This is a genomic window from Lysinibacillus sp. NPDC092081 (assembly GCF_044755845.1).
Classification (GTDB): Bacteria; Bacillota; Bacilli; order Bacillales_A; family Planococcaceae; genus Lysinibacillus.
Genome location: NZ_JBIVRU010000001.1, coordinates 264,146 through 283,496 on the forward strand (window position 1 = coordinate 264,146; position 19,351 = coordinate 283,496).

Sequence of the window (19,351 nt, forward strand, 5' to 3'; positions counted from 1 at the left end):
ACTATTCCTCAAGAATTCCACCAGTTTTCACTCCAATCAACTATTCCAAGAAAACGTTATAACAAAATGTCATCTCAAACTTTCGGTGAATGAACCTCTAATAACCCATTAAGAGTAGCTTTAACCGACTTTCCCATGGGATCATTTCTATTTTCTTCTTTTCTTTCAAGCGTACCTTATTGATTTCATCATAATGGATTCCACAATTTTCACAACAGTTTTCCGGTTTTTTCAACAATTTTTGCCCAAAATACCCGACTAGCTGTGTGCGAATACAGTCTTTTGTCTGAGTAATTTTATGCATTTTATCGACAGCGCGATATTTTTCCAGTGCTAAATGATTTAAACGCACTTTAACTTGTTCCATCGTTTCTTGTTGTAGCCAGTAATCAAGCACACGAAAAGCGGTCTCACTCAGCTCTCCATTTTTCAACATTTGTGAAGGATGTACTTGTTGATTTAGTAGTTCCTGATATCGATCAACATGACCAGTTGTTGGCAAATCGCCTGTTACAACAAATTTCGCAAGTTCCTCGTCACTATCACTATAAAGTAATATTGCGAGTGCTGTTTGACCGTCACGCCCTGCACGGCCAATTTCCTGCATGTAATTTTCTACATTAGCTGGCATCGTTTCATGGATAACCTGACGTATATCTGGCTTATTGATACCCATCCCAAAAGCATTTGTAGCCACAATCCAGTCGAGTTCCCCGTTAATAAATTGTTGCTGAATAAACTGACGGTCCTCAGCACTATAGCCTGCATGATAAGCTGCCGCTCGTATACCAACCTGTATAAGCGCTTCGCTATATTGTTCAGCACGCTTCCGCGAGGACATATATAATATACCCGGACCTGCCGTCTCTTTAACATGCTGCATAATCCAGTGTGTTTTATCTGCCCTATCCTCAAATACAACACGCCCAAGATGAATATTTGGCCGATCCACATTGTACAAAAACTCAAATGGTGTATCTAGCGACAATGTATCTCGTATATCATTGACTACTTTATTCGTCGCAGTCGCTGATAATGCTAAAATCGGTGGACGGTTTACTTGTGAAAACCATTGTCCGATTCGTAAATAATCTGGTCGAAAATCAAAGCCCCACTGAGAAATACAATGTGCCTCGTCCACTACGATAAGACCTAGCTGCATTTGTGAAAGCTTGTCTTGAACTTGCTGCTGTAAAAGCATCTCTGGTGACGTAAAGATAAAACGATACTGCTCTAAAAAATGTAATACATATCGCTTTTCACTTACGGTTAAAAATGAATTTAAGGCAACTACCCTCTTTTCACCAAAGCGTTTTAGCTCCTCTACCTGATCCTGCATTAGAGAAAGTAGAGGAGAAACAATTAATACTGGCTTCTGCAAGATATATCCTGATAATTGGTAACAAAGTGACTTCCCCATTCCAGTTGGTAATAAAGCAATAACATCTTTTTCTTCTAGAATTGCTTCAATGACTTCTTTTTGGCCTGGACGAAATGCTGTATAGCCAAAATACTTTGTTAATGTTTGTTCAAGCTCCATTTATACTTCTCCTTTCGCGAGGACAAGCCTTAACTGGAAATAACTCATACCTTCAACCACTTCATGCAATGTTTTCAATTTTTTGGTTTGATAGTGTTTTGATGCCTGCCAAACTTTTTCCGCTTCTTCATAAGAGACGAATGGACCAATCGAAAAGTTCGGTTCATTCATGGCTAATTCGACCAAATGATCCTCGATTGTACTTTGTTTTAGTTTCCTTATTTGCACAATCTGTTCAATTGAATAGCCCTGCTCATATAAATGTGCTGTTTGCTGTGCTGAATCGGTTAGTAATGCTTGGACTCTTAATCCTTCTGCCACTTTACCAAGTAACGGATAATCATTTGTCTGATGAACTTCATTTAATAATGTATGTAGCAATTCTATAAAAGCAAATTGACAATCTAATATTGTTTCCTGACGTTCACTAGCAAGCTGTTGCCACGTCCATCCTGGTAAACTATGACCACTCAATCGATAGAGGAAAAGCTGTTTGTTAGCTTCTGATAAAGGTAACACGGAAAGCACACTTTCACATTCCTTCAATAATTGCTGCTGTAAATGACCATCTTGATAGTTATGCTCGACTAAAAATGTACGAACCCAAGACTGAATATTCGTATCCCTACTAATAGGAGAAAATGAACGAACTCCAGCACTTTGATAAGATAAACTTTGTACAATTAACGAGAACCTCGCAAAAAATACATGCTCATTTCCCCTATAGTGCCATCCGTCAAATAAAAAATCAGGCGTCTGCTCTGCTCGCTGTAAACCTAGCTTTTTCATGGAATAGTGACCAGATTCTTGCATAGTTAACCAACTATACTGTAAAAACAAAGTTACGGCTTCATCAAATGTCTTCCTAGGTAACTTAGGTAATAGCCCAAAATAATTATGTAACTGAAATAGGCCGATGTCTTGAATAGTCTGACCTGAGCGCTTTCCTTTTAATACATGATAAGCAGCAGAAATTGTTCGTTCGTTATTTAGTTTTTGAAAGATTTGCAATAAAATTTGATGAAACATAGACGCAAATTCCTCCAATTTAATAGTATTTATGTTGAAATGTAAGATAAACATCTTTAAAATGAGTATGAAGCTTTGTAGGAACATGTAAAAGGAGAGAATGAAAAATGGCTAAATTCACAATTGTTGATAAAGATACATGCATCGCTTGTGGCGCTTGCGGAGCCGCAGCACCAGATATTTATGATTATGATGATGAAGGGATTGCCTTCGTTATTTTAGATGATAACATGGGAACTGCTGAAGTTCCAGAAGATCTACTAGAAGACATGCAAGATGCTTTCGAAGGATGCCCAACTGACTCAATCAAAGTAGCAGATGAAACTTTTGATGGCGACTCATTAAAATTCGAATAGTTTTTATACTTCAATTAGTATCTTTAAAGGCATCCTTAACTGGGTGCCTTTATTTGATTCCCTCGTGACAAACAGGGAGGCTTTAACATCTACTGGATTCGTCTCTAACATGGCAGAGATGAATTTTTTTGTATTTTCTAACGTAAAATTTGTCACTCTTTTCATCTTGTTATTGCAACCATTTTTTATGTATGATAAGATTTTAGTAGTTGGTACTAATAACAGATATTATTTCATAAAGGGGTTCTTATAGATGATGGATAATTTATTACAATTAAAAGATAAGAATATTGTCGTTATGGGTGTGGCAAACGATCGAAGTATTGCTTGGGGTATCGCAAAACGATTATTTGACGTTGGTGCAAATGTTATTTTCACATATCGTCAAGAACGTTCATTAAAAAAATTACAAAAACAATTAGAAAATATCGGTCAATCTGATTCACTGATCGTACAATGTGATGTCAACAGCGACGAAAGCACAAAAGCAGCTTTCGATGAAATCGGTACAAAAGTAGGCGTTATCCACGGTATCGTGCATTCAGTGGCATTTGCCAATGCAGAAGATTTACACAATCGCTTCTTAGATACAACTCGTGATGGCTATGCATTTGCTCAAGATACTAGTGCTTATTCTCTTATTTCAGCAGCAAAGGCCGCACATCCTTATATGACTGAAGGCGGCTCTATCGTAACAATGAGTTACTTAGGAGCAGAGCGTGTTCTTGATGGCTATAACGTCATGGGTGTAGCGAAAGCTGCATTAGAGGCATCTATGCGCTATCTTGCTGCAGATGTTGGAAAAGATAATATTCGCGTTAATGCGATCTCAGCTGGAGCGATTCGTACACTTGCTGCAAAAGGCGTTCCTTCCTTCAATACAATTTTACACAAAATTGAAGAAACAGCTCCATTAAAACGTAATGTTCAACAAGACGAAGTAGCAGATATGACAATCGTGATGCTTTCTCACTTATCACGCGGTGTGACAGGCGAAACGATTTACATCGACGCAGGCTACAATATTATGGGATAAATACAAAGAAGCATGGAAGATCATCATTGATCTCTCATGCTTCTTTGTTTCGTATTGTACTTCAGATTTTCACAACAGTTATTTTAGTACCTTTGGGGCTGGATAATCAAAGCCCTTTGTATCTACTTCTACCTTTATCATCTGCTGATCTTTTAATGGTTTTTCACCTTCTCGTTCAGCAGTAGCGATAGCATCTACTGTTTCCATCCCCTCAATTACTTTTCCAAAGGCAGCATATTGGCCATCAAGATGTGATGCTTCATTTACCATAATGAAAAATTGAGACCCCGCAGAATCCAGATCCTGCGAACGAGCCATTGAAATGACACCACGTTCATGCTTCAAATCATTTTTAAAACCATTTTTTGAAAACTCACCTTCTATCGAATAGCCTGGGCCACCCGTACCATTCCCTGAAGGATCTCCACCTTGAATCATAAAATCAGGGACAACTCGATGGAAAATAAGACCATCATAAAAACCTTTTTTAACTAAGGAAATAAAATTAGCTACCGTATTTGGTGCTGTAGAAGGCTCTAATTCGATGACGATTTTTTCATCATTGTTCATCGTAATCGTCACAATTGGCTTTTCCTTCACTTTTGATGAATAATCCACATTTTCTTCCGTTTTCTTTGCCGTATTTCCTTCCGTTTGCCCACTTTCTTTAGCGGTTCCACAACCTGTCAAAACAAATGCTATCGCCAGCAAAGCAAAGACAACAGAAAATCTTTTATAACGCGCGAACATATTCTTTCAACTCCTCTTTATCACCAGTCTACTCATTATATTATCAAATAGTTTACGACAAATCATTTTTATAATAATTAATGCAGATGGCTATATTTATGGATGCGAACAAGAAAAGTAAATAAACTAAACAAAGAATCACTATTCCTAGTACCCTGCTGCAATGCGTTGTTGTTTAGCAATAATCCCCTTTAATAAAAATGAAAGTAAGCATGCAACGACTAAAAATACAGCAATCATACCAATAACGCCTCCCCAGCAGTAATGCATCCAGAATATTCCTCCTACCGTTCCTCCAACACTTGAACCAAAATAATAGAAAAATAAATAGAGAGAAGAGGCTTGTGCTTTATCGTGAGTGGCTCGTTTACTTACCCAGCCACTGGCAATCGAGTGCGCTGCAAAGAAGCCAAATGTAAAGATTGTAATCCCTATAATTTTCAAACTAAGTAGTCCATTTAATGTGAAAATCGCCCCTATAAGCATGATCGCAATGGACAATAACAGCATCTTTTGACGGCCATATTGATCGGCTAGACTACCGAACCAAGCAGAGCTAAATGTCCCTACTAAGTAAATCACAAAAATCCAACCAACAATCGTGGCACTTAAATTATAAGGCGGCGCCATTAATTTAAAGCCAATGTAGTTATAAAGAGTCACAAAGCTTCCCATTAATACAAAGCTAATACCAAAAAGACAAAGCATAGATGGGTCCTTTACATGTTGTAAAAGAGATGTCGCCAATGATTTTATCTGTAAAGGACGTGCTGAAAAATGCTTGGAGTTAGGTAGCATCCAGATAAATAACACACTAATCATAAGACTAATGATACCCAGTACTATCATTCCTACCTGCCAATTATAAATATCCGTTAATGTCCCTATAATCACTCGTCCACTAAGCCCACCTACCGAATTACCACTTATGTATAAACCCATCGCAATCCCTAAACTAGAAGGATCCATTTCCTCCCCTAAATAAGCCATCGCAATTGCCGGCAATCCTGCAAAAACGACTCCCTGTATAACACGTAACACTAGTATCGTTTCAAAATTAGGGGAAAAGGCTAGTGCAAGTGTAATTATAGATGCCCCCAAAATAGAAATCGTCATCAAAGACTTCCTGCCCCATGCCTCTGATAATGAGCCAACAATAATCATACTTATGGATAATGCAAAGGTTGTCACAGAAAGCGTTAAACTCGCAACAACTGGTGATACATGAAACTCCTTCGCAAATGTTGGTAATAATGGCTGTGATGCATATAAGTTGGCGAAGGTAATAAAGCCTGCTAAAAATAAAGCCCAGTTTGCTTTATGAAACGCTTTAGTCCCTTTTTGAATGTAATCCATTTCTCTCTCTCCTTAACGTACTTCCAATGCTACTATTATTCTAATACAATAATCTTCAAAACTCACGATTATTTGTCAAAGAATAGACAAATTTAACTCCATTTTTATTGTTGTGTGTATTATTTTATTTGACAACTTTATCATGACTACTATTACATTTCTTCATATAAATTTATTTTTTATCTATTTTGAGTTAATAAATATTGTGTTACAGTGAAAGTAATCATCTAGCAATCATTGGCAATATTAGCTCCGATGACTAAACTATTTTCTTTGCACAGACTTGGAGGAATTTTCATGGAAATTATTGAAGCTTTAGCCCTTTCAGCACCCTATATTCACCTTGCATTAAAGGAAGAAGCAATCGTGGCTGTCGTTGAGAAGGAAAGTGAAACAGTTGTAAAATATTTAGCTGGTAAACGTGTAGATTCAGGCTATCAAGATGGACAAAAAGTAAATGCTAATGACCAAAATGTTTTCATTGCCTTTACTGGGAAAAATGCTGATGTCGTTATACCAAAGGATGTATACGGAGTGGCCATCAATGCTTTTTCATTTCCAATCCGTGAAAATGGTAAAGTCGTAGGTGCTCTAGCATTTGGACTGCCAATCGACAATGAGCTTAAACTCGAGGATTATATGGGTACAATGGATAGCATTGTAAACAGCCTACAAGACAAAGTACATACTATTGCCTCACACTCAGAGGAATTAGCAGCAACAAGTGAGGAAATTAACAAACAAGCGCAGCACGCCCTTGAAGATTCAGAGAAAACAAATGAAGTAACAGATTTAATAAAAAACATTTCTCGTCAAACAAATTTACTCGGCTTAAATGCATCTATTGAGGCTGCTCGTGCGGGTCAGCATGGCGCTGGCTTTAACATCGTAGCGCAGGAAGTTAGAAAGCTCTCTTTTGAAACATCAAGCGCCACTGAAAACATTGAAGCATCCCTACGAAATATAAATAGAAACCTTGATAACCTTAAGCAAAATATGGGGCAAATCAATGACGCAACGAACGAACAGGCTCAGCTCGTTCAAGATTTTAGTGAAATTATTGAGGAGTTATCAGTTCTTAGTCATGAAATGAAGGGCTTTATGCATGATGCCTTAAAATAATAAAGAGGTGAAGAATATTGCAAATTACAATTAATCCGGAATTATACTTACGTACTATCGAATTAGAAGATGCTAATGCTGCTTTTGCCTTAACAGATGGATCACGAGCATATTTACGTGAATGGTTGCCATGGCTGGATTTTACAAAAGTAGTAGCCGATACAACGTCCTATATAGAAGGCTGTATAAAAGGACACGAAGCTAAAAGCAGCCTCACTCTTGTCATCATTTTTCGAAATGAAATAGTAGGCATTGCTGGCTTTAATACGATCAATCATAGCAATAAAATTGCTGCTATTGGATACTGGCTCAGTGAGGGAACTCAAGGGCATGGTATTATGACAAAGACCGTACAGGCATTATTACAATATGCTTTTGAGGATTTACAGCTCAACAAGGTCGAAATTCGTGCTGCTGAGGGCAACGAAAAAAGCCGTGCCATCCCTGAGCGACTAGGCTTTACAAAAGAAGGAACGATCCGTGCAGCAGAATGGCTTTACGATCATTATGTTGACCATATTGCTTATGGCATACTCGCTAGTGAGTGGAAGGAAAAATAGAAGCAAAAATAGCCACCTGAAATCATATCAGGCGGCTATTTCTATTATTGTTCAACTGTTTCTTTTATCTCGTCTTGCATTTCATTAGCTGTAGCTGGTACTTGCTTTCCTAAGCCTACTGCTATCTGCTCTAGCTCAGGACGCAATGTATGCTTACCTGCATAGCTTTCAATTAATTCCTTCACGTCAATCCCTGAAGTCTCCTTCAACGATTCCTGTAATGTCGACATTAAATTTGTTGCATAGGCAGTTACTTTATTAGCACCGCCTCCGCCTTCCCCACCGCCAGTATCAACAACTGTAATCTTATCGATATTGCCAAGTGGACTCGCAAGCTCTTTCGCATATTCTGGCATCATACGTACAACCATATCAAGGACAGCTGCTTGACCATAGTATTCGAAGGCTTCCGCAATTTTACGTTTCGCCTCGGCTTCTGCAAGACCTCGAAGTCGAATAATATCTGCTTCTGTCTCCCCTTGTGCCCGCTCAGCATCCGCTTTCGCAAGACCATCCAAACGAATTTTCTCCGCTTCTGCTTTGGCTAAAGATTCAATACGATATTTCTCGGCATCTGCCTGTGCAAGCTCACGCATTTTTTCTGCAGCTGCATTTTGCTCGACAGCGTAACGATCAGCATCAGCCTTTTTCTTAACTTCTGAATCATATTGCTTCTCACGACGTAAAATCTCTTTTTCTTCTAATTCAATTTGTTTTTGACGTTCAATAATGCGAATTTGCATTTCCTGTTCAGTTACTTCCTGCTTTGCACGTGCCGTTTCTAGCTCATATGCTTGGTCCGCACGAGCTTTTGCAATATCTTGCTCTCGACGGAATTCTGCTACCTTTAATTGATTTTCTTTTTCCGCTTCTGCAATTTCTGTCGCACGTTCAAGTTCTGCCTTTTGTGCTTCTTTCGATGCTTCAGCTCGCTTAATACGTGTTTCTTTATCAGCATCTGCAGTAGCAATATCCGCATCACGTTTAACCTGTGCAATACGTGGCTTACCAAGCGATTCTAAGTAGCCATTTTTATCGCGTACATCTTTAATCGTAAAGGATACGATTGTCAGACCCATCTTCGCCAAGTCCTGAGATGCAACACGTTGTACTTCCTGAGAGAATTTATCACGGTTTTTATAAATTTCCTCAACCGTCATTGAACCTAAGATTGAACGTAAATGACCTTCTAACACTTCACGCGCCTCATTTTCACGCTCTTCCTTTTGCTTTCCTAAAAATTGCTCCGCTGCCGTTGCAATTTCAGAAATGGAACCACCAATTTTAATGATAGCTGTTCCATCGGCCATAACAGGTACGCCTTGTTCTGTATACACTTCAGGTGTTGTCACATCAAGCTTACTTGACAATAAGCTTAATGGATGTGCCTGCTGGAAAATCGGGAATACAAATGTACCGCCACCACGTATAATTTTTATACGATTTCCTGACTCATCTTTATGTACATTTTTTGAGCCAAGATAGCTACCTGTCACAATCAGTGCTTCATCCGGACCCGCTGTACGATACTTAGTCACATACAGTCCAACTAGTGCGACTAAAACAAATGCTACAATCCCTATAACAATTAAAATTTCCGTTGACATATAAATATCGCTCCTTTATAAAAATTTCTTATCATAAGATCTCACAAACAGTGTTCCTTCCTTCACTTCTACAACAAGTACCGTCGTATCGTAATCGATAGCCTCATTGTCAAATCCTGTTGCTCGCTTCGATATCCTACCGCTAGTCGTTTCGATTACTACCTCTCCAAAACCGTCTGTCGGGATTGGAACAATAACCTTTCCTAGCTGGCCACCAAGTGATTCTTCCGTATAAGCTAACGAAACATCGGCCGATCGTAGCGGAACAAGAACAAATAAATAAAATAGTGCACTTAAAATAGCTCCGATGATACAAGCAGCAACAATGTTCCAAACGCTAGGGAAGAAGGCAAGTTTTTCTAAAATAAATCCTGTTGCTGACATCAACGTAATGAAAGATAGAATGACACTTGGATTTAAAATCGGTAGCCCCTCTCCAATGCCCTCGACAGCATCACTAAAAAACGTAAATAAAAGAGTTGCAAGGCCCCCAAATATTAATCCCACTAAAAAGATCTGCTCGAGTGAATAGCCAAATAGCGTCAAGTTGTTCACCCCTTTTCATTGTATTACCTACTATACGGATACAGCCTTGAAAAGGTTTCGTAATTTTTCACATTTTTCAAATAAACAGAAAGGAGCATATAAATCATGCCCCCTATATTTTATGTATTGAATTATGAAATTTTATTGAAGTACATCTATTACTTCATAATGCGTAATTGAACGTCATGTCTGCCATATTGAGCAGATACTCTTTCGGATTCAACAAGTATATCTAACCGATATCCTTTAATGGCACCACCTTTATCAGCGGCAATCGCCTTAAATCTCTCATTTGGAGTTTTAATTTCAACAATTGTCCCTAATGGGATAATTGTTGGATCCACTGCTACAATTCTCAAACCCTTAAAATATATTGTCTTACGAACATTAATACCCGTCGCCGTAACGCCACTACATCCTATACAATCTTTGCCATAATAAGTAGCGTGGAAATTTAACCACTTAATATTAACTTTATTCTCTTTCACACTAAACTCTTTCTGTTGCTTTTCTAGTCTAAGTCGTTCTTTTCGAATCTCTTGTTCACGCATCAATCGTTTTAATTCTCGTTGCCTTTCATAATTTTGTTTTTTTAGCTGTTCTGCTGTAGTAACAATTGCTTTAATCGCGTTTTCATAGCTACTCTTAGGAGTATTTTGAAATATACTTTTATAATCTATATCATTATTATTAACATCTTCATCTATTAAACATATAGAAAATAATAAGATGAAAAATATGGCTAAAATTATTTTATATTTATTCATATGATACTTAAAACTCCATTTAGGCCTTGCAGGACCATATTCTTAATCTCGAAATATGTATTTTATATTATTTTATGTATAAATGTTAATTAAATCTCAAGTACATTGATATTCTCGATAAAAGCTTCTATCAATTTAAATGCTTCCCATTCTAGATGTTCCATCTCCTTTGAAATCGTTAAATTTAGATCACCCATTTCCTTATAGGCTAATGCCATCTCATAACAATCTACTTTTAACCCATTTATATTTTTGTTAATAGTCATTTAACTCCTTCCTTTCATTAATTTTTATAGGCCGTCACTTACCTTGTTGTTTTCTATTAATTTCTAAAACTAGTGCATCTAATTGTTTTAACTTTTTTTCATTATCTGATTCAATATTTAATGCTAGCAAAGCTTGTTCCCGCTTTTCCTGTAATTCAATAAATGTTAATTCTATTAGTTTTGTACAATTCATTAATTCATTTTGTAGTTTTTTGCATTTGTATAAGCATTCTTTCATGTTATTTTCATCCTCAAAAAGCTTCCCCTGATTAATTATGCTAAAGATCTCTCCAAAATCTCTCATCATTTGTTTCATTTCTGTCAGTATTAATTTATCCACTATAATCCCTACTTTCTTTTATTTTAATAATATTTCCAATTAATTTATCTAAATATTTTTGAGCTGCTACCTTAGACGGAAATTTCTTAGAATAAATAAAATCATCTTCCACTTGAACTAATAGCCATTTACTACTCATACTATCTTTTAAGACGATAATTCCGTATTTTTTATAAACAGATTGGGAGTATTTTGTATATATCACCATCATTCCTTTCATTAATTAAGACTTTTCATCTTTAAAATTTACACTTTACAATCTCCTGGGCTATCCTCCTAATGTTTTTAGTTCGATTAAAATTTTTCATCTTAGATATGTAAACAATTGCTAGTGCTTCAGCATCTATCGTGCTTATTCTCCCTCTAGACTGTTCAACTATTTCAGATGCAAAATCACTTATTAAATGTTTTTCCAAATTAAACACCTCATGTTTTCCATTAATTTATCTATAAAAAATGCTATAATACTACTGAAAAATGATCCTCAATTTATTCTTTCCAAAACTTTATGTTCTGGATAGTAATGATTTAAATAATGTTTAAGACTTTTTAAACTTGTAATATTGTTATCAATAATGGATTTTCTTTGATATCCATTGTATAAGTAAATAATATTTTGGAATTCAACAACACTGTAAATATTTTCGTTATTACCATCCAACTGTACTAAACTATCAAAATGAACATCTAATTCTTGTGATTTTTTATAAATAAATTTTGTATCACCTATCCCCATTATTAATTCGACCTCATCATCATTCCATTTATCCATAAGGATTAAACTAGAAAGTGAGCTGTCCATGCATTCACATGTAAGAGTATTGCCACCTTCATCATTCAATATCACATTTGATATACTGCCATAGAAATCACTCATTAACTCTTCAGATATATCTCTATCTTTATAAATTACTAGTTCTAATATTGCCGTAGTCTCCTTATCACTCATTTAAATCCCTCCTTAATTCTTGGCTATAACAAAAGTAATGCACCAATCTATATATTTGTTTTTATATTACCACGAACAAACGTTCTATTTCAAGGTTATTTTTAGAGAATATTTACAATTTATTAGATATATCTTTTTATTATAAGTACTTAAAATAAAAAAAACTGGTATTCACCAGTTCTATAACTCAATAATAAAAAATCCATAATTCGTTTTTATAAAATCAAAATCTAGTTTATGTTGGAGTATAGAATAACTTACATACTTACTATCTTTGTTGACATAGCCAGTATCATATTTATTAGCAACTCTCTCAAGTATTTCTTTATTCAGGACTCTTGCTTCTTTATGTTTAAGCAATTCCCATATATACCACATCATACCCGATACTTGCATTGTACTTGCTATCAGGTTACTATTGTCAAAAATTGATTTTGCTAAATCCAAAGCCCTGTTTCCAAAAGAGGCCCTAAGTTGGATATCTCCCCCTTTAGCATTTGCTTTTTTAAATATATAAGTACTATCTGAAAAATATTTTTGGCCCTGTTTTGGTTGTAAGCTTGTTGAAGATACTTTGTCTAACCTCTCCAGCCTCCAATATAAATCTTCAGAGATTTCAATCGTTCTGCTGTAGCCCTTGCTATTCATCAAATTAGCAAAGCAAATCCCATTTTCATTCGTCAAATCTTCCATCTTTAAATTCAAAATCTCACTATAGCCCTCTCCCTTAATTCCCTCAAATAAACATAGGAGAAATACAGCATGTCTCTGGTCATCAAACAAATTCATATAGCTTAATAATTGCTCCCTTGTATATCGGACAATCGATGCTTTATAGATAAATTTACTACAATATTCCATGTCAATAATACTAGGCAACCTTTGTGAACGATTGTCTGTATAGCCATTCATAATAGCCCAGTCTATATATCTCGCAATAAAACCGATAGAAGCGCTAATGGATTGTGGACTTGGTGATTTTAAACTATAAAATAACTCTTCCAGCTCTACTTTGTGCATATCAAATATATCTTTATTTTTTTGATTTTCAAGCAACGTTGCTTTATTGAATAACGATAAATAAGTAGTTAGACTGTTTTCCTGAACATCTAATGATTTTAAGTACCATTCTTTAATATCCTTATTAAAAACATTTTCCTTTAGCATCTTTTACACCTCATTCTTGAATTAATTGTTCGAATACTTTTTGAATTTTTGTTCGACTTCGTGCACTTAAACTACCATATTTCAGTATTCCAATTTCCTCCCAAAAGGGATTATCGATTGTAAAATCAATTTTATCTAAATAAACATTTAAGCTTTCACACGGAATATTATGTTCAAACATTTTAGCCGCTAGCTCAATGTGGCCTATAAACATTCTACTCTTAAACATTAAGGAATTTTTATCAAGCACATTTGCCTTATAATACGCAAAAAGATACATCATATAGTCATTAATTACTTTTGCTACTTTTATGACTTCTAGGCGATTTTCCAAATGAAAGCTTTTGTCGATGGCATTTGATAACTCCGAAAAAGTAACTACCTCACCATATGAATATTTAACATTAGAACTTGATGTAATCTTGCCTCTTAATTCCCCTTCTGCCTTTAATTCAATGACAACATCGTCGGATAATTTTTCTTTTGCTAATTCTTGTAATCTTGGTTTAGGTATTGGGTTAGCTTTTGCCATATCTACTTGAACTCGTTTACATTGCGCCTCTGTCATATTAGAAAAAATAACGATCATATTACCTTCTAAATCTACTTTCTTCATATATGCGTTATAAATTGAGAAAGTACGATGCGCCCCATCTAAAACATCTAATAAGGTACCTTCTAACAATGTCAGAGACTTTTCTCGTTCATCGAAAATAAATTCAACTCCATCATTCCCTGAGCCTACTTTAGCATTGTATCGTAAAGTAGAAGTAATTAAATCTCCTTCTAAAGATTGCTTTTCAATCTCACGTAAAGATTTTGGATTTAAATTCATGACCTCGATAATTCCACTTTTTACTCTTTTCTTTTTTGCTTGACGCTGAATATTTGGATTATACATTGTAATACCGCTCATCCAAAGCTTACCAATAATTGAATTTGGAATTACTGCTGTATACTCGTTGTGTCCTGTTTTAATAACAGTCTCGAAAGTATACGGCAACGTGATCATTTCTTCATATGGTGATTCTTTCATGTAAAATCTTAACTCTTTAATTTCTGAAGGATTAAGCCATTCCGCTATCCAGTCATCATCAGTGTCTGCAAATTTTAAATGTAGCTGTTCTCCTAGCAATAATAATTCCTGTAAATTTGCATCTCTTAGGATGTTCTCATCATTAATCAATTCAAGAATATTCCCTATGTTAATGTTATGTTTAATAAGCTGTATTGAAATCTCATCCAAAAATAAATCATTTTGAACTAACAAAGGAATTTTCGCTTTAATATCTTCAATTAATAATTCTTTCGTTTTTCCAACCTTCAAATTTCTCAACTCCCTTATTTTACCATTTTAAATATAATCAATTTAATAGTAACACATGCTAATTTAAAATGTAACATTTTTAAATTAATTAATTTATATTAGATTGACTGAGCATCAACATTTTATTTATGAACTTTTCTTTTCAGTTAAAATGGAAGTTTCGTCATTTTAATAAATAAATTAATTTAAAATATTGATTTATTTATTAATGGGATTATAATGGTTAAAAGCATATTATGGAAAAATAAAAGGAGATGTAGCAATGGCTTACCAAACAAGTAAAGATACAAAATATAAGCAACTAGTATTATCTGATGTAACAGTCATTAAAGAACTGTTAACTTTTAGAGGTTCGATTGACGATACCAACTTCAATCAAGGTGTATGTGCAACCAATTCTTTAAAAATGAATACAGATGTCATCAGTTTATTTGTAGATTTAGATGAATTAATTGAAAAAACTTTAAATGAAGAGCAAATAAGATTACTTAGTTATATTGCTAAAGACTTTTCATATTATACTATAGGAAAAATTTTAGGAATACCTGTTAAAACAGTAGGGAGTAAATTTAATACTATTTGTTTGCGACTAAAACAAGAGAACGATAGACAGTGGAGAAAAGTTACCTATATAAATACATTACATTTAAAAACAAAAAGATGTAGTAAGTGTAAAGATATTCTTCCTGCTACTGATGAATTTTTTAGTTTAAACAGCAGCAGTAAAGATCTATTCCATTCACAATGTAAGAAATGCAAAAAATAAACGTAAAAGTCGTTTGGGCGAAAAAGTTGGATTTACATATACACTAGTCAACCTAATAAGTAGAAGGAGAATACATATGAAATTACAATTACCGAATACGGCCATTGAATTGAATTTAGAGCTTCCGATAGAGGATAGAGTTCAATACATACGATCACTTTTAGAAAATGAGAGAATCGTTTATCGAGGTGAAGAGATCACTCTAGAAATATATTTCAGTATAACTTCTCATACTCACAATACGATTATTTTATTAGATATGCTAGGCTATTATATAACAAAAGGATTTTTCACTAAAGAAGAGCTTCTATTAGAAGAAGAAAATTTAAAGTACATTAAAGAAGCTAAGAAACGCAATAAAAGAAGCAGAGAAATTACAAAATTACTTAAAAATCAAAATGCACAACATCGATTACAAGATAATTACGTACTCTCTCACTATAAGCAAAAAGAAATTACTAAAGGCTCCAGTAGACATAACACCTTTTCAAACACTTCATACTTTGAAGCTATCGCTTTTGGCATTGAAGATGTAGAAGAAGATTCTATTTAATACATAAAATAATTTAAAATACATATTAAAAATAATGAAATTTTCTAATGTGGCTGTCTGTTAGGTTTAACTTACAGCCTCATCATGAAGGTTTCATCTTAGTAAAAGAGGTATCCGTGCTTTCAAGTAAACTGTTTATGAAATGTAATTGGCCTAGCATGATTATCTTATTGACTATCTTCAATATTAAATGAAAGAAGGTGATGACCATTGTATGTATAAATTAATATAAAAAATACATAACCTCTTTTCTAATTCATTACTGATGAAACCTTCAAAATTGCACTCTTCTTTAGGAGGAATAAAGGAGAATGAAAATAGTAAAAAACATAACCGAATTTTATCATTTATTAGTAAATGATGAAAAGCTTCTTCGTTTACTGTACTACATGTCAAAGGATCGACAAGATGATCCACTTGATGACTTAAAAATGGATGTATCTCAATTACTTGAGAAAGACAGTATACTAAACAATTTAATAGTTATAGGTGATAAAACTAGTGATTTAGCATCAGATACAAATATTTGTAGAATTTGTTTATACACAGGTCCACGAATGCCACAAAAAAACTATTTAAAAAACTTAAATCAATTTACTGATAATCCTTATTCAAGCACTCAACAGTATATCTTTGATATTTATACACCTGTTTCCGCCAATAATATTGATTTTCGGCTCGATTGGCTCGGTGAAAAGCTAAACGAGGTATTGTTTCAAGAGAATGTTGAGGAATTTGGGGATTTAAGATTCCATAGTGGACTTCCAATTATGAATGCTCCTAATGGTTTTGTTGGATATCGTTGGACTTACATTATGCCTTCTGGACAACGGCCTATGGGATTTAGATCATGAATATCAGTACTAAAAAGGCATTTGGAAAACCAATTAAATATAAAGGTTTAAATATTTACCCTATAAAAATGAACGATGCAGATGAATTTTATGATGCTGTGCAATGCTTACTTTTACCTAAAAACGATTTTCAACAACCCGAAATAATTAGAATGTCTTACTTCCTGTTTTTACTTGCTATGTCTCAGAACGACGGTGGACATGAAATATTAGAAAAATTACTTTCATTATATCGATTAGTTTTTAAAACTGAAGACATTCAAATTTCAATGAATGAAAAAGGTATGGCCTTTATAATCGTCAATGGCATTTCTTTGCATGAGCGTGATTTTGATAAAATTAAAACTTTCATAAGTGAACAAAATCTTATTGATTTAGATGATGAATTTATCGACCCTGGTACAAAGAAAGCTATTCAAGAAGCACGTGCATTTATGGCTAAAAGAAAAACAAAACAGGCAGATTTGGAACAACAAATAATAGCGTATCATTGTAAATCCGGCTTACCCTACCATGAAATTGAACAACTAACACTTTATCAATTCCACAAAGGATTAATTCGTATGGACTATATGATTAGTAGTGATGCCATTCTTAACGCACGCTACTCCGGAATGATTGAATTCAAAAATGAACAAGATCTTCCACACTGGTTAAGCCATATTGAAGAGCCGCAGAAAAATGAGGATGTCCTTATTACAAAATCAGCATTTGATCAACAAATGAAAAAACTAGGACTTGAGCCTAGTTTAAATAAATAATAATAACTAAAAGGATGGTAATATTTTATGACACAACAAAATCAATTTTTAACTTCAGTAGCAAACGTTCGTTTATTTGATCGCTTAACAGATGAATTAATTTTAAATGGTAAAACTCTTCTAAATTCATCTATGACACAAGCAATTCAAACACAAGCAATTCACGCTGGTAAAGGCTCTAAAAAGGTATACGAACTTAACTACCAAAAGGAATTAACATTCTCTATTGAAGATGCTGCTTTCGATACTGCCTATATCGCTTTACAGAATGGTACAGAAATCAACCATCAACTAGCTGAATTCTTTACTGACGAAATTATTTTACTTGATGCAAACGGTAAAGGTACATTAGCTGATACACCTGTTGGTAAAGTACACGTAGAGCAACTAAACGGTACATTTACACAATACACGCCTGCTGGCAAAGATTTTTCTGTCCCTGCTCTAGCTGGAAAAGAAGTACAGGTTGTCTATGCTGTTCAGGAAATGATGGATACAATTGAAATCTCTGCTGATTCCTTCCCTAAAGCAGTTCGCATGGAATTAAATGTCGATATTCGTTCGAATAACGGAAAAACTGGTGAAGTGATTATTGAAGTGCCAAACTTCAAGCCAAATGGAGCTGTTGAAATTTCAATGACGCATGAGGGGGTTGCTTCTTCTTCCCTTGCAGGTAGCTCGCTTGCAGATAAAAAAGGAAACTATGCATATATCAAGCTGCGTAATTTATCTGAGGAAAAAGTACAATTTACTGCACTTGCTGCAAATCCTTCACGCTTAGTTCTTGATTCTGCTGTTGCTGGGGATTCTCAACGTATTACTGTAGTGGGTATTCGAGGCGCAGGCTATAGCAATGTACTATTACAAAACAGTGAGTTAACTTGGAAATCCAAGAACACGTCAATTGCTACTGTAGATGCAAATGGTGTCGTTACTTTAGGCGCTGCTGCAAAAGCAAATGATCAAACGACTATTGAAGTAACTGATGGTACAAATAGTGAAACAATTGCAGTAGATGTTATTTAAATAAATTAATTTAAAATGGGTAGGGATTTCATTCTCTACCCTCTTTATTTCTATAAAGGAGTTCAAAAATGACAAAACGTGAAACGAAATTATCATTAGCAGATATTCAAAAAAATGCAGACGCCTTAAATAAAAAGCAAAAGTTTAACATTGATCAAGAGCAAGGTAAGTTTATTTATTTTTATCCTAAATTTAGTAAACGTAAAATAACAATTTTGATAAGTGAATTAGCTGATACAATTGAATATGTTCAACGAAACAAACTGGATTTCTTCCAAAATGATCATGAATTAAATAATTACATTTTATTTTTAATCATTAAACATTTTACTGATTTACAAACTGAATTAAAAGATAAGCCAATTGAAACGCATTTTGCAACAATGAATCAACTAGTAGACATTGGCTGGTACGAAGTATTTTTAACTGAAATGTTTACAATGAATGAGATTTCCAATGTGTTAGAGGAAATTAACAAACGACTTAATATAAGTTTCAAATATTTAGAAATAGAAAAAGAGTTCTTCAATATCTTACAATCAAACGTTGTCGAGACAACCAAATAAACATCCTAAAAAGAACGACTAAGGAACTTCTGATTTTTAGTCTCAGCTAATAAATAGTTAAAATTTTGAACTACTCCCCTACCTGCTTTAGGTGGGTATTTGAACAT

24 protein-coding genes are annotated in these 19,351 nt (G+C 34.5%); 10 read left to right on the forward strand and 14 right to left on the reverse strand.

Annotated elements, in window-relative coordinates:
- Nucleotides 1–97 precede the first annotated feature (97 nt).
- Nucleotides 98–1,540, reverse strand: coding sequence for a RecQ family ATP-dependent DNA helicase (locus ACIQLB_RS01340; protein ID WP_400719996.1), 1,443 nt, complete (start codon nucleotides 1,538–1,540; stop codon nucleotides 98–100).
- Complete coding sequence (locus tag ACIQLB_RS01345) at nucleotides 1,541–2,569, reverse strand: YpbB family protein (protein WP_400719998.1); 1,029 nt, start codon at nucleotides 2,567–2,569, stop codon at nucleotides 1,541–1,543.
- A gap of 107 nt (nucleotides 2,570–2,676) precedes the next feature.
- Here ACIQLB_RS01345 and ACIQLB_RS01350 point away from each other — a divergent pair, with 107 nt between their 5' ends.
- Nucleotides 2,677–2,925 carry a ferredoxin gene (locus ACIQLB_RS01350; protein WP_053482601.1) on the forward strand — a complete coding sequence of 83 codons (249 nt, stop codon included), beginning with the start codon at nucleotides 2,677–2,679 and terminating at the stop codon, nucleotides 2,923–2,925.
- Between the two features lie 253 nt (nucleotides 2,926–3,178).
- Nucleotides 3,179–3,961 (forward strand): enoyl-ACP reductase FabI, encoded by a 783-nt coding sequence (locus ACIQLB_RS01355; protein ID WP_082337380.1) that lies wholly within the window; start codon nucleotides 3,179–3,181, stop codon nucleotides 3,959–3,961.
- Between the two features lie 78 nt (nucleotides 3,962–4,039).
- Here the strand turns inward: ACIQLB_RS01355 and ACIQLB_RS01360 are convergent, their stop codons facing one another.
- Both ACIQLB_RS01360 and ACIQLB_RS01365 read right to left on the reverse strand, forming a co-directional pair.
- Nucleotides 4,040–4,711, reverse strand: coding sequence for a peptidylprolyl isomerase (locus ACIQLB_RS01360; protein WP_400720001.1), 672 nt, complete (start codon nucleotides 4,709–4,711; stop codon nucleotides 4,040–4,042).
- 147 nt (nucleotides 4,712–4,858) lie between these two features.
- Nucleotides 4,859–6,067: an MFS transporter gene (locus ACIQLB_RS01365; protein ID WP_400720003.1), complete on the reverse strand. Its 1,209-nt coding sequence runs from the start codon at nucleotides 6,065–6,067 to the stop codon at nucleotides 4,859–4,861.
- 297 nt (nucleotides 6,068–6,364) lie between these two features.
- On the opposite strand from ACIQLB_RS01365, the gene ACIQLB_RS01370 reads away from it, so the two are divergent.
- Both ACIQLB_RS01370 and ACIQLB_RS01375 read left to right on the forward strand, forming a co-directional pair.
- Nucleotides 6,365–7,189 (forward strand): methyl-accepting chemotaxis protein, encoded by an 825-nt coding sequence (locus tag ACIQLB_RS01370; RefSeq protein ID WP_400720005.1) that lies wholly within the window; start codon nucleotides 6,365–6,367, stop codon nucleotides 7,187–7,189.
- Nucleotides 7,190–7,206: 17 nt separating this feature from the next.
- A complete protein-coding gene (locus tag ACIQLB_RS01375) occupies nucleotides 7,207–7,749 on the forward strand; it encodes a GNAT family N-acetyltransferase (protein ID WP_400720007.1) in 543 nt (180 codons plus the stop codon).
- A 44-nt stretch (nucleotides 7,750–7,793) separates the two neighbouring features.
- Here ACIQLB_RS01375 and ACIQLB_RS01380 read toward each other — a convergent pair whose 3' ends face one another.
- From ACIQLB_RS01380 to ACIQLB_RS01425, 10 genes are all read right to left on the reverse strand, one after another.
- Nucleotides 7,794–9,356, reverse strand: coding sequence for a flotillin lipid rafts scaffold protein FloT (locus ACIQLB_RS01380; RefSeq protein WP_400720009.1), 1,563 nt, complete (start codon nucleotides 9,354–9,356; stop codon nucleotides 7,794–7,796).
- 15 nt (nucleotides 9,357–9,371) lie between these two features.
- Nucleotides 9,372–9,902 carry an NfeD family membrane protein gene (locus ACIQLB_RS01385; RefSeq protein WP_400720011.1) on the reverse strand — a complete coding sequence of 177 codons (531 nt, stop codon included), beginning with the start codon at nucleotides 9,900–9,902 and terminating at the stop codon, nucleotides 9,372–9,374.
- 158 nt (nucleotides 9,903–10,060) lie between these two features.
- A complete protein-coding gene (locus ACIQLB_RS01390) occupies nucleotides 10,061–10,669 on the reverse strand; it encodes a 3D domain-containing protein (protein WP_400720013.1) in 609 nt (202 codons plus the stop codon).
- 89 nt (nucleotides 10,670–10,758) lie between these two features.
- On the reverse strand, nucleotides 10,759–10,935 hold the full coding sequence (locus ACIQLB_RS01395) for a hypothetical protein (protein ID WP_400720015.1): 177 nt from the start codon (nucleotides 10,933–10,935) through the stop codon (nucleotides 10,759–10,761).
- Between the two features lie 34 nt (nucleotides 10,936–10,969).
- Entirely contained in the window at nucleotides 10,970–11,275 is a 306-nt protein-coding gene (locus tag ACIQLB_RS01400) for a hypothetical protein (RefSeq protein WP_400720017.1), read from the reverse strand.
- Nucleotides 11,268–11,495, reverse strand: coding sequence for a hypothetical protein (locus ACIQLB_RS01405; protein WP_400720019.1), 228 nt, complete (start codon nucleotides 11,493–11,495; stop codon nucleotides 11,268–11,270). The genes ACIQLB_RS01400 and ACIQLB_RS01405 overlap by 8 nt, the downstream gene beginning before the upstream one ends.
- Before the next feature lie 19 nt (nucleotides 11,496–11,514).
- Nucleotides 11,515–11,691, reverse strand: a complete 177-nt coding sequence (locus ACIQLB_RS01410) for a hypothetical protein (RefSeq protein ID WP_400720021.1) — start codon at nucleotides 11,689–11,691, stop codon at nucleotides 11,515–11,517.
- Between the two features lie 68 nt (nucleotides 11,692–11,759).
- Nucleotides 11,760–12,224, reverse strand: coding sequence for a hypothetical protein (locus tag ACIQLB_RS01415; RefSeq protein ID WP_400720023.1), 465 nt, complete (start codon nucleotides 12,222–12,224; stop codon nucleotides 11,760–11,762).
- A 180-nt stretch (nucleotides 12,225–12,404) separates the two neighbouring features.
- Nucleotides 12,405–13,391 (reverse strand): phage lytic cycle repressor MrpR family protein, encoded by a 987-nt coding sequence (locus ACIQLB_RS01420; RefSeq protein ID WP_400720025.1) that lies wholly within the window; start codon nucleotides 13,389–13,391, stop codon nucleotides 12,405–12,407.
- A gap of 10 nt (nucleotides 13,392–13,401) precedes the next feature.
- A complete protein-coding gene (locus ACIQLB_RS01425; protein WP_400720027.1) occupies nucleotides 13,402–14,718 on the reverse strand; it encodes a ParB N-terminal domain-containing protein in 1,317 nt (438 codons plus the stop codon).
- 262 nt (nucleotides 14,719–14,980) lie between these two features.
- Here ACIQLB_RS01425 and ACIQLB_RS01430 point away from each other — a divergent pair, with 262 nt between their 5' ends.
- From ACIQLB_RS01430 to ACIQLB_RS01455, 6 genes are all read left to right on the forward strand, one after another.
- A complete protein-coding gene (locus ACIQLB_RS01430) occupies nucleotides 14,981–15,484 on the forward strand; it encodes a hypothetical protein (RefSeq protein WP_400720029.1) in 504 nt (167 codons plus the stop codon).
- 76 nt (nucleotides 15,485–15,560) lie between these two features.
- On the forward strand, nucleotides 15,561–16,037 hold the full coding sequence (locus ACIQLB_RS01435) for a hypothetical protein (protein ID WP_400720031.1): 477 nt from the start codon (nucleotides 15,561–15,563) through the stop codon (nucleotides 16,035–16,037).
- 311 nt (nucleotides 16,038–16,348) lie between these two features.
- Nucleotides 16,349–16,891 carry a hypothetical protein gene (locus ACIQLB_RS01440; protein ID WP_400720033.1) on the forward strand — a complete coding sequence of 181 codons (543 nt, stop codon included), beginning with the start codon at nucleotides 16,349–16,351 and terminating at the stop codon, nucleotides 16,889–16,891.
- Entirely contained in the window at nucleotides 16,888–17,652 is a 765-nt protein-coding gene (locus tag ACIQLB_RS01445) for a hypothetical protein (protein ID WP_400720035.1), read from the forward strand. The genes ACIQLB_RS01440 and ACIQLB_RS01445 overlap by 4 nt, the downstream gene beginning before the upstream one ends.
- A gap of 27 nt (nucleotides 17,653–17,679) precedes the next feature.
- Nucleotides 17,680–18,678 carry an Ig-like domain-containing protein gene (locus ACIQLB_RS01450; RefSeq protein WP_400720036.1) on the forward strand — a complete coding sequence of 333 codons (999 nt, stop codon included), beginning with the start codon at nucleotides 17,680–17,682 and terminating at the stop codon, nucleotides 18,676–18,678.
- 68 nt (nucleotides 18,679–18,746) lie between these two features.
- Nucleotides 18,747–19,244, forward strand: coding sequence for a hypothetical protein (locus ACIQLB_RS01455; protein ID WP_400720038.1), 498 nt, complete (start codon nucleotides 18,747–18,749; stop codon nucleotides 19,242–19,244).
- The last annotated feature ends 107 nt before the right edge of the window (nucleotides 19,245–19,351 follow it).